Source organism: Psychrobacter sp. M9-54-1 (genome assembly GCF_016613355.1).
GTDB lineage: Bacteria > Pseudomonadota > Gammaproteobacteria > Pseudomonadales > Moraxellaceae > Psychrobacter > Psychrobacter faecalis.
In genome coordinates this window covers 16,104-27,865 of the sequence record NZ_JADGFW010000033.1, presented here as the reverse complement: position 1 = coordinate 27,865, position 11,762 = coordinate 16,104, and the positions used below count along the sequence as shown (strand labels likewise).

Sequence of the window (11,762 nt, the reverse complement as noted above, 5' to 3'; positions counted from 1 at the left end):
CTTGGCCTTTGCCATGGGTATTTCCTCTTTATTTGGGGTCAAATATCTAACTGCTAAGAAATACGCAAGCTAAATAATACGGACCACATTAAGATAAGTGTTAAAAGGTTGCACATACTAATGTGCAGATATTATAAGAAAATCGCGACCAATAACAAGTCTTTTAACAAGTTATTGGCGGATTCTTCACTGACAATATAAAGATATGCTTTATATTGTCATTTTATGAGCGCTATTTACTCGTCGTCATCTTTAGAGTTGTACTTAGAGATGATGGTTTCTGCAACTGATTTTGGAATCTCAGCGTATTTTTGGAATTCCATAGAATACGTTGCACGGCCTTGCGACATTGAACGCATCTGTGTGGCATAACCAAACATTTCTGCTAATGGTACTTCTGCACGAATCTGTTTCGTGCCACCAGGAAGATCTTCCATGCCTTGAACCATACCACGGCGGCGGTTTAAATCGCCCATGATATCGCCCATGTAGTCTTCAGGCGTTTCAACTTCTACTTTCATAATAGGTTCAAGTAGCGCTGGGTTTGCTGCCATGAAGCCTTTTCTGAAAGCGATAGAACCTGCCATTTTAAATGATAACTCATCCGAGTCAACATCATGGTAAGAACCATCATACAAGGTTGCTTTAACGCCAACCACTGGGTAGCCTGCAAGTACGCCGTTTTTCATGCGCTCTTGGATACCTTTGTCAACTGCGCCATGATACTCTTTTGGTACCACACCACCGACAACCTCTTCAGCGAATTCGTACATAACATCGCCTGCTGGATCAAGAGGCTCAAGACGTAACCAAACGTGACCAAATTTGCCACGACCACCAGTCTGACGAACGAATTTACCTTCTTGCTCAACCACGTTACGGATGGTTTCACGATAAGCAACCTGCGGCGCACCGATGTTCGCTTCAACGTTAAACTCACGCTTCATACGGTCAACAAGAATCTCTAGATGCAGCTCACCCATACCACTGATGATGGTCTGGCCAGACTCTTCGTCAGTATGGACACGGAACGATGGATCTTCTTTTGCCAAACGGCCCAAAGCAATTGACATTTTTTCTTGGTCAGCTTTAGTCTTAGGCTCAACCGCTAGACTGATGACTGGATCTGGGAATTCCATGCGCTCTAGGGTGATGACGTTGTTTTCGTCACATAGCGTATCACCTGTGGTGACGTCTTTCATACCAACTAGGGCGGCGATATCACCAGTACGAATTTCTTCAAGCTCTTGCTGAGAATCCGCCATCATCTGTACGATACGGCCAACACGCTCACGCTTCATTTTAACTGGATTATAAACGCTGCTGCCTTGTTTGATCACGCCTGAATAAACACGAACGAAGGTTAAGTTACCAACGAATTTGTCATTCATGATTTTGAACGCTAGTGCCGAGAATGGTTCGTCATCAGACGCTTCGCGCTTACCTTCAGTTTCGTCTTTGTCGTCAAGGATACCGCGGATAGCAGGTACGTCCATTGGCGCAGGTAGATACTGAATAACCGCATCCAACATCTTTTGTACACCTTTGTTTTTAAAGGCAGTACCACAAAGTAGTGGAATGATTTCGTTGTCGATGGTCAATTGACGAAGCGCGCCATGAATCTGCTCTACGGTCAATTCGCCATTTTCAAGATACTCATTCATGAGCTCTTCTGATGCTTCAGCCGCGTTTTCTACTAGGTACTCACGGTACTCTTCCGCTTTTTCTTGTAGTTCAGTTGGGATGTCGCGCTCTTCATACTGCATACCTTGAGACGCTTCGTCCCAATAGATGGCTTTCATAGACACAAGATCCACAACGCCTTCAAAGTCGTCTTCTTTACCAATTGGGATAACCAACGGTACTGGCTTACCGCCTAGACGGGTTTTGATTTGGTCGATAACGCGATAAAAGTCAGCGCCAACGCGGTCCATTTTGTTTACGAAGGCAAGACGCGGCACTTTATATTTGTTTGCCTGACGCCATACGGTTTCAGACTGTGGCTGAACGCCGCCCACTGCACAGTAAACCATGCAAGCGCCATCAAGTACACGCATAGAACGTTCAACTTCAATGGTGAAGTCAACGTGACCTGGGGTGTCAATGATGTTGATACGGTGTTCGTCGAACTGCTTTGCCATACCTGACCAAAAACAAGTCGTCGCCGCTGAGGTGATAGTAATACCACGCTCTTGTTCTTGCTCCATCCAGTCCATAGTGGCTGCGCCATCATGTACTTCGCCAAGCTTGTGGCTAACACCGGTATAGAACAAAACACGCTCAGTAGTGGTCGTCTTACCAGCATCAATGTGCGCTGAGATACCAATATTGCGATAGCGCTTTAGGGGAGTTTTACGAGCCATAGTGTTTTCCTAGGGAAATTCGTGTATATATTAATGTGTTGTGTCTCTACCTCATACTCTACGACAAAGCCATGAGACCATGAGCTTTGCTATATTACTTACTGTTTATTGGGCCAAATACGGACAAAAAAAGAGCAAATATTAAGAATAGTGCGGTATCAAATTTAGGAGACTTCTTTAAAGCGGTGCATATTTTTTGCAGGCTTTATGAAAAAGCATCCCTTACAAAACAGCATCTTGACAGATGTCCGCCATCTAAATTGTTTAATACATTCTCAGCTTTTGAAGAAAAATTAAACAACCCAATAATGATGGCGGCAATCAATAGAATAAATCAACAATATTAGGATTAACTGTTCGAAACCGTTAATCCTAAGCATTTAAACCAGTTTAAAAAAACCAGCTTAGAAGCGGTAATGAGAGAATGCTTTGTTGGCATCTGCCATGCGGTGAACTTCGTCACGCTTTTTCATAGCAGCGCCTTTGCCATCAGCAGCATCATTCAATTCGCCTGCAAGACGCAAAGCCATTGATTTTTCAGAACGCTTAGCAGCAGCTTCAGCTAACCAACGCATAGCCAAGGCAGTACGACGGGAGGGACGTACTTCCATTGGTACTTGATAAGTTGCACCACCAACACGGCGAGCTTTTACTTCGACCATTGGGCGGACATTTTCTAAAACTTCTTCAAAGAAAGCGACTGGATCTTCGATGTTGCGCTTTTGGCCTACTGTCTCAAGGGCACCGTAAACGATACGCTCAGCAGTAGATTTTTTACCATGGCTCATGACATGGTTGATGAATTTTGCAACAGTTTGGCTACCAAACTTAGGATCCGGTAGGATCTCACGGGCAGCAACGACGCGACGTCTTGGCATAATAATAATCCTTTTCTTCAGGAGTGTCTGACATTCACAATCTCGCACCAATTACGTATTGGATGGCGTTATATCGAGTTGTCAGTCAGCCTTACTGCATGGCGGTATGTTATAGCGATAAATCATTTATTGAATAAAAATACGGCTAACACCAGTCCCATGCACAGTTAATGGGTGATACAAATAAGCGTATTTAATAGCAATTAGCTATTAAACTTTAGGCTTCTTCGCACCATATTTAGAACGACCTTGTTTACGGTCTTTTACGCCTGCGCAGTCAAGTGCACCGCGGACGGTGTGATAACGTACACCTGGTAGATCTTTTACACGACCACCTCGGATAAGAACAACACTGTGCTCTTGTAGGTTATGACCTTCGCCGCCGATGTAGCTTGATACTTCATAGCCTGAAGTCAAACGTACACGACATACTTTACGCATGGCTGAGTTAGGTTTTTTAGGGGTAGTAGTATATACGCGAGTACATACACCACGGCGTTGTGGGCACGCTTCCAACGCAGGAACTTTTGACTTTTCCTTGATGGTTTTGCGACCTTTACGAATCAATTGGTTAGTTGTTGCCATAAGGCATCCTTCTCCCGTTTGGTATAAAACAAAAAAATGGGGCAATGCGCCAACCATCTGACATTAACGACAGATTTTGGCACACCCATTTTTAGGACAGTGTATTATAAAGAGTTGTTGCTGCTATTTCAACCACTTATGAGTGGTTGTCCTTTACAACATTCGACAGATATGCATGAGTAAAGATTGTAGCAGATTAAATGATAAGCAACAGATTTTAAGATGAGCAATTGTTTCATTGCAAGATGGTAAAATCGATGTTTCCTATTAATGGAGTTGGTTGTTTATTTTTCAAGGCAAAGTTTGAATTTTAGATACTTTTTTAGCCTTAAAACCCCTTCACAAAAAAGACATTCTCATAAATAAAGACATACTCATAAAAAAGGCATAAGCCGATTTATATCAGCTTATGCCTTCATACAGTAAATTATAGTTACACCACTATAGACTAAAACGTTAATCTTTTTTACTTGCCTGAGCTTTTTTGTAGTTTTCATCTACTGACTCTTCATCAGTGGTTTTTGACACCGGCTCTGAGGCGGCTTTTACTTCGCTTTCTGTTTGGTCAGCTTTAGATTTATCGTTGTCACTCTTAGATTTGCTGTTTTCAGCTTTGGTCTTATTGTCTTTAGCCTTATCTGTGTCTTTTTTTGCATTGTCAGATTTAGGGCTTTGTTCTTCATTCTTACTGTCGGTACTTTTCTTCACCTGCGCTTCGCTACTGCTATCGTCAGTAATGGCGCGGTTAGCAAGTTTGGCTTCTGGTGCAAATGTCGCTTGTGCCACGCCGATCACCTCATCAATCAGCTGGCTGTTGTAGCGCATACCAACGATGACGGCAGTGGCTGGTAAAAAGCGGCGTACCCATGATAAGTTGATATTATCTAAGTTAATGCCAACTTGGCTGGCAATATTATCTACTTGTTCGGCATAAAAATTGACGTTTTTATTTTTCAGACCAAGGTTTTTCAGCTCATTATGCAAACCATTGCTTTGCGCATTATCAAGCAAGCCTTTACCAATACCAATACCCGCTAATAAAGCCTGCTTCTCTTGCATTTTACTCAAATCGGCACTTGCCAGTAATTCATAAGCCATTTTGACGCCTTGCTTACCAGTCAATGGCTTATTATAAATAGCGCCTAACTGATAAACAGTACGTAATGAGACAAGTAATAACCACAAAGTATCAGCAAGTAAGCCTGGTAGGCCTGCTAACCCTGTCAAGCCGCCCAATGTCGCCAAAGCACGGTTTTGATTGGCGATATCCGTTGCTAGAGCATAACGCTCTTCGTCATCTAAGTTTGCGATATTGGCAAAGCGATGCTGATTTGGCAGGTCAATCTGACTCCAATTGGACGCAAGCTTAGCAATCTGCGCAAAAGCACCATCGACCGTCGAATCAAACAAGCTGTTTGGCACTATTTTTTTGGCATACTTGCCATAAGTAGCAAAACGCGTACCCAATAACTGCTGGGCGGCTTTTAAGGTTTGCTCGCGAAACAAATCCTGCTGATAGTCTTCATCGCCGAGATTTACTGCTTTAAATTGGCGCGGTTTGCCGCTTTTGGCATTGACGCTATCAATCACTGCGCCCATACGTTCCAAATTACCACGAGTAAAAGAACCAACGCTGCTGATGCCTTTAAATAGTGTGCTAGGCTTTGCCATCTTTATATCCTTAATGTGATGAGTGTTTGTTATTAATATTATTTATAAGAGCTATTTAACAGAACTTTGCAAATTGACTGCTATTTTAGCCAACGCTTACGATAAATGTCAGTGCCAACAATGTTATCACTATCGTCAATTTTGTATCAAAAAGTATCGCTTATCTTAAACCATACATGGCGTCAGCATATATTAAATGCGTCTTAGCTGAAAATAATTTTTACTATGTTAACGGAAATTCTACTGCCATTGCTGCTGTAGCGCGGCCAAAAAACTCAGCCGGTTGCGATAAGGAGGCTGTTTAAAAATAAAGACCATTTTGTCGTTATTTTACACTTACGCCAAGATTTTAAATCGTCGATACGTTATTATATGCCATCACTCAAAGTACAGTTGTACTTTTATTTATCGAATAGCATTTAAGCAGCCTATTGGGCGTTTTTGCGTACTATAATGACTGTCAAATAAGCATTTAAAAGCGATGGTTAAAGGTAACTATCAAAAAATCGTTACTCATAAGGAATAGAATATGCGCCGCGTTGTTATCACTGGAGCAGGGATTGTCTCTTGTATCGGACATGATTTGGCGACTGTCACCGATGCTCTTAAACAAGGCCGTTCAGGTATTACGTTCAATGAATCGTATGCTGAGCACGACTTTAAATCACAGGTTAGCGGTAGTATTGATCAAGCAGAACTTGATACCTCGGGCATTGACCGTAAATTGAAGCGTTTTTTTAGTGATGCCAGCCTTTATGCTTATGTCAGCGCGTTAAACGCCATTGAGCAATCAGGCTTGCCCCTTGAGACTATTAACAATAACCCGCGCGTGGGTGTGGTCGCAAGCTCGGGCGGTGCGTCAACTGAAAACATCGTCAATGCCGTCGATGCAATGCGTGAAAAAGGTTTGCGCGGTGTCGGTGCGATGGCAGTACCAAAAACCATGGGCAGCTCGGTATCAGCGGCGCTTGCAACAGGGTTAAAAATCCAAGGGATTTCTTATTCATTGAGCTCTGCGTGCGCAACATCGACGCATTGTATTGGTCATGCCGCCGAGCTTATCCAGCTAGGCAAAGCCGATGTCATACTTGCGGGCGGTAGTGAAGCGGAGCATTGGACGCAGTCGTGTATGTTTGATGCGATGGGTGCGGTTAGTACGCAGTATAATGACACGCCAGCCCTTGCTTCTAGAGCCTACGATAAAGACCGCGATGGCTTTGTGATTGCCGCAGGCGGCGCGATGGTGGTGGTTGAAAGTCTTGAGCACGCCCAAGCGCGCGGTGCCAATATATTAGCCGAAATCGTCGGTTATGGCGCAAGCTCCGATGGTGCTGAAATGGTCGCTCCAAGTGGTGAAGGCGCTGTTCGCTGTATGCAGCTTGCCCTTGCCGAAGCAGGTTTAGAGAGCGTTGACTACATCAATAGCCATGGTACCAGTACGCCGCTAGGAGATGTGACTGAGCTTAAAGCTATTGCCAAAGTGTTTGGTGATGATGTCAGTCAAGTCCCTGCTATCAGCTCAACCAAATCAATGACCGGTCATAGCTTGGGTGCAGTCGGCGCGCAAGAATTGATTTATTGCTTACTGATGCTACAAGAAGGCTTTATTGCCCCAAGTATCAATATTACAGAATTGGACCCTGCTGCCAAAGGCTTTGATATTGTCACTGAAAAGCGTGACGTTGCGCTTAAAACGCTTATGAGCAATAGCTTTGGCTTTGGTGGTACTAACGCCACTCTTATTATTAAAAAGTTTGATGCTTGACTATGCCTCTAGCACCGCCTGTTAAAACTGAGCAGACAGGATCTGTCCCATCGCCAGCTACTCAACCTAGCTGGCGTTTTGGTGGGCTAACTGCTGCCGAATTAATACCCTGTTTACAGCATTATCTGTATGCACAAAATTCTGACGCAAACTGGCAACTGGTTTGGCTGAATAACGATGGCCGTCCCGTAATTGGTGTATTACCAAAAGTAAGCTGGTCGGTTTATCCTCTTTCTAATGATGCAGCAAACTCTGATAAACAAGCGGCTTATCAAATTATAAAAAACTGCCGTGATGGTTTAGATAGCCATGCTAAGACCAATCAAGCGATTACTAGCGCCTATATGAATTATAGCGACTGGCAAGAGGATTTAATTGCTTATAGTCAAGCTTATGACATAGATGATACTTGTGATAACAATTGCTCCTCGACTACAGAAATCGAGCAGCAGCCAAGTTATCAGCATGGCTTGATAGGCTTTATTGGTTATGATATTGCCGCTTATGAGCTTAGCCCAAACGCGCGAATAGAGCTAGCAGCGCAGCCTTGTGCCGCCTTAGGACATTATGATATTTATCTAACGCCAAATGCTGAGCAAACGAGCTGGCAGCTCACTATAAAAGACAGCGTCACTGATACTGATAACGAACACAAAGGCGTACTGGTTAAAACGCTTATCTCATATTTAGATATATTGGATAAGGAATTATCTAACCAAGCTTTAGAAAAACCAGCACTTGAAACGTCCTATAAAACCACGCCTTTATTATTAAAAGCACAATGGAGTAAGCGAGATTATCAGCAAGCCTTTGATAAAACGCAAACCTACCTGCAACAAGGTGATTGCTATCAAATCAATCTCACCCAAGCGTGGCAAGGTTCCTTTAATACTCTCAGTACTAATGGTAGCGTGACAAAACTGATTGATTACTTACCTGCTTTGAATCGTAATACCCAAGCGCCGTTTGCAGGGTATTTAGCGGTTAATGATTTTGATAGTGAAATAAGCGCTGATACGCAAGATTATCAATTTGAATTGTTAAGCTGCTCGCCTGAACTGTTTTTTACCTTTATCAAAGACAATAATAGTGGCAAACACCATATACGCACCAAGCCCATTAAAGGGACGATGCCGCGCGGGTTAAATACTGCACAAGACAACGCTTATAAACAGCAGCTTATCGATAGCGAAAAAGATCGTGCCGAAAACGTCATGATTGTTGATTTATTGCGCAATGATTTGGGTAAATATGCCAAGTTCGGTAGCGTCAAAGTGCCACGATTATTTGCGATTGAGAGCTTTAGCAATGTGCATCATATGGTCAGCACCATCACCGCTGAGCTAGAGACAGATAGTCATCCGCTCAAAGTATTGTTTGGCAGTTTGCCCGCCGGTTCCATCACAGGAACGCCAAAAAAACGCGCCGTTGAAATCATCTCAGAGCTAGAAGGTGCCGCGCGCGGTGCGTATTGCGGCACCCTGGGCTATATGAACTTTGATGGTAGCGGTCAATGGAATGTATTAATTCGTACTTTGCAAGCTAATACCTTATCGAATGATGAATTAGAACAAGAAAGACATGTCAGCTTATGGGCAGGCGGTGGTATCACGGTTGCTTCTGATTGCAATGCTGAATATCAAGAATGTTTGGATAAAGTTGGCAACTTATTAGGCGTTTTAGCTCAAAACAATATAAAGTAATAAACTTACGCTTTATCTAAAAGGTAAACTAAAAACCAATAAAAAGCCTGCTAACGTCATGTTGAGCAGGCTTTATATATATATAAATTGGTGTTTTGGCTTCATATTATTAAGGTGTAAATCTTAAACAAGGTATTACTCAACAACATCACTCAGTAACGCTTTCAGCCTCTGTTTGTAGCGATTTTAAGGCATCAATCAAACGCTTATTCTGCGCTGCCGTACCAATAGTAATACGCAAGTACTCATTGATGCGCGGTTTATCAAAATGACGCACAATGATACCTTGCTCGCGTAAATCAGCTGCCACACCTTTGGCATCGCCATTTTTCGGACGCGCAAAGACAAAGTTGGCGTGCGATGGTAACACCTCATAATCAAGTGCCGTCAGCTCGGCGCTGAGCGCTTGGCGTAAATCAATGACTTGCTGACAGGTCTGGGTAAAATATTCGACATCTAAGACACTTGCGGTTGCTCCTGCTTGCGCCAACTTATCGAGCGGATAGCTATTAAAGCTATTTTTCATACGCGTCAGTGCTTCGATTAACGAGGCATTACCAAACGCCATACCGACCCGTAAACCGGCAAGCGAGCGTGATTTTGAAAAAGTTTGCGTGACAAGGATGTTATCGCAGTCATTGATTAGGCTAATCGCCGACACTTCTGCATCTGAATCATTTTCTTGTTTCTGCGCAAAATCGATATAAGCTTCGTCAATCACAACCACTGAGTTTGAATGCTCGCCAGCAAGTTTACGAATATCAGCAAGCGATAACAGCATACCCGTTGGCGCATTTGGGTTAGCAATAATGATACCGCTACAAGGCTGACGATAAGCATCAGGGCTGATACTAAAATCGGCTTCTAGGGCGATTTGTACCAACTCAATACCAAAGGTATGAGCGTAAACCGGATAAAAACTATAGCTAATATCAGGCGCTAAAATAGGGCGCTCTTTTAAGAAAAAGCTGGCAAATACCAATGCCAATACTTCATCTGAGCCATTACCGACAAACACTTGATTGATATCAAGGTTATATAACTCTGCTAATGCGGCACGCAAATCATCCGATTCAGGCGCAGGATATAAACGCAGCTCATCGGCTTGCTGCGCTAAGACTTTTGCGATGGCCTCGCCGACTTTTGGTGACGGCGGAAATGGGTTTTCATTGGTATTTAATTTGCACAAATTTTCATGCTGAGGCTGCTCGCCAGGGACGTAAGGTGACAGATTTCGCGCTTTAGATGACCAAAGTCTGGTGTCTATCTTTAACTCACTCATAAGTTATCCTACTCATTAGCCACATAAATGATTAAACGTAAATATTAAAATTAGCTTATTAAAACTCAACTACCTAACTGGATTATTAACTATCTTTTTGGTAGCGATAGCGGGCTGAGCGCGCATGGGCTTCTAAGTCCTCGCGCTGCGCTAAAATATCCGCCGTCGCAGCCAGTGGTTTACTACCCGCCTCACTACAATAAATAATCGAGGATTTCTTTTGGAAGTCATAAACACCGAGCGGAGAAGAAAAGCGCGCGGTACCAGAGGTCGGCAACACATGGTTGGGACCGGCACAGTAATCGCCAATCGCTTCAGGTGTATGACGACCCATAAAGATAGCGCCCGCATGACGAACCTCATTCAGCAGTGCATCAGGGTTATCAACTGACAATTCTAAATGCTCAGGGGCAACGCGATTAATCACCGCCATACCTTCCACGCGGTCTTTGACCAAAATCAGCGCGCCACGGTTTTTTAGTGAATCACGAGCGATATCAGCTTTTGGCAATTCTGCTAAGGCTTTTTCAATCTCCGCCGCCACTTCTGCAAGCTGCCGTTCACTTGTCGTGACAAAGATAGCTTGGGCGATACGGTCATGCTCCGCTTGTGACAATAAATCCATCGCCAACCAATCGGCGCGATCTTGCGCCTCGCCTTCTGCATAGACCAATACTTCAGAAGGGCCGGCAATCATATCAATCCCAACTTGACCAAATACCGCCCGCTTCGCTGCGGCGACATATTTATTACCAGGACCCGTGATTTTATCTACGGCTGGTATGGTTTCGGTACCGTATGCCAAGGCCGCAACCGCTTGTGCTCCGCCAATGGTAAAGACGCGGTCAACTTGTGCCAAATGCGCCGCTGCCAACACTAATGGATTGAGCACGCCCTTTGGCGCTGGCACGACCATGATTACCTCGGCAACGCCAGCCACTTTGGCAGGAATTGCATTCATCAATACCGAAGACGGATAAGAGGCCAAACCGCCGGGCACATAAATACCGACACGATCAAGCGGCGTGACTTTTTGCCCTAAACGATTGCCAAGCTCATCTTCATATTGCCAAGTTTCTTGCACTTGGCGCTCATGAAATGTCTGCACGCGTGTCGCTGCCGTCATTAACGCATTTTTTACCTCATCATCAAGATTGGCAAACGCATCAGCAAGCGCTTGTTTAGACAGCTCTAACTCTTGTATCGCCTTCGCTGGATGCTGATCAAACTCTTGGGTCAACGTCAGTACCACACTGTCGCCACCATGACGTACCTTTGCAATGATATCGTCAACGGTTTTTAATAATTCAACATCGTTGACGGTTTCAAAAGCGAGAAGCTGGGTCAATTGACTGTCAAAATCAGCATCTTGGGTACTTAGTTGGCGCATGACTGAATCCTATAGGTGAGCATAAAAGTCGGCTATAAAAAAATATTTTGGATAAAAGAGTAAGTAAGAAAAGTTTGGTCTGTCTGCTTATTTGTACTTATTCTTAGTTATCTCACTCAGATTAT

The 11,762-nt window shown here is 43.8% G+C and carries 8 protein-coding genes; 2 read left to right on the top strand and 6 right to left on the bottom strand.

Annotation, left to right across the window (positions count from 1 at the left end; all coding sequences use genetic code 11):
* Positions 1-236: 236 nt before the first annotated feature.
* The 4 genes from fusA to IQ457_RS11675 all read right to left on the bottom strand — a co-directional run bounded on the left by fusA (position 237) and on the right by IQ457_RS11675 (position 5,497).
* Positions 237-2,363 (bottom strand): elongation factor G, encoded by a 2,127-nt coding sequence (gene fusA, locus IQ457_RS11690; protein WP_200663446.1) that lies wholly within the window; start codon positions 2,361-2,363, stop codon positions 237-239.
* Positions 2,364-2,767: 404 nt separating this feature from the next.
* The gene (gene rpsG, locus IQ457_RS11685) at positions 2,768-3,241 is read right to left on the bottom strand and encodes a 30S ribosomal protein S7 (protein WP_200663444.1); all 474 of its coding nucleotides are present in this window, start codon (positions 3,239-3,241) and stop codon (positions 2,768-2,770) included.
* Between the two features lie 210 nt (positions 3,242-3,451).
* Positions 3,452-3,826: a 30S ribosomal protein S12 gene (gene rpsL / locus IQ457_RS11680; protein WP_011281154.1), complete on the bottom strand. Its 375-nt coding sequence runs from the start codon at positions 3,824-3,826 to the stop codon at positions 3,452-3,454.
* A gap of 456 nt (positions 3,827-4,282) precedes the next feature.
* Positions 4,283-5,497: an EcsC family protein gene (locus IQ457_RS11675; protein WP_200663442.1), complete on the bottom strand. Its 1,215-nt coding sequence runs from the start codon at positions 5,495-5,497 to the stop codon at positions 4,283-4,285.
* Positions 5,498-6,026: 529 nt separating this feature from the next.
* Here IQ457_RS11675 and IQ457_RS11670 point away from each other — a divergent pair.
* Positions 6,027-7,262 carry a beta-ketoacyl-ACP synthase II gene (locus IQ457_RS11670; protein WP_200663440.1) on the top strand — a complete coding sequence of 412 codons (1,236 nt, stop codon included), beginning with the start codon at positions 6,027-6,029 and terminating at the stop codon, positions 7,260-7,262.
* Positions 7,263-7,264: 2 nt separating this feature from the next.
* Positions 7,265-8,965 carry an anthranilate synthase component I family protein gene (locus tag IQ457_RS11665; protein ID WP_200663448.1) on the top strand — a complete coding sequence of 567 codons (1,701 nt, stop codon included), beginning with the start codon at positions 7,265-7,267 and terminating at the stop codon, positions 8,963-8,965.
* Between the two features lie 148 nt (positions 8,966-9,113).
* Here IQ457_RS11665 and hisC read toward each other — a convergent pair whose 3' ends face one another.
* Both hisC and hisD read right to left on the bottom strand, forming a co-directional pair.
* The gene (hisC, locus tag IQ457_RS11660; protein ID WP_200663438.1) at positions 9,114-10,247 is read right to left on the bottom strand and encodes a histidinol-phosphate transaminase; all 1,134 of its coding nucleotides are present in this window, start codon (positions 10,245-10,247) and stop codon (positions 9,114-9,116) included.
* Between the two features lie 85 nt (positions 10,248-10,332).
* Positions 10,333-11,637 carry a histidinol dehydrogenase gene (gene hisD / locus IQ457_RS11655; RefSeq protein ID WP_200663436.1) on the bottom strand — a complete coding sequence of 435 codons (1,305 nt, stop codon included), beginning with the start codon at positions 11,635-11,637 and terminating at the stop codon, positions 10,333-10,335.
* Positions 11,638-11,762 lie beyond the last annotated feature (125 nt).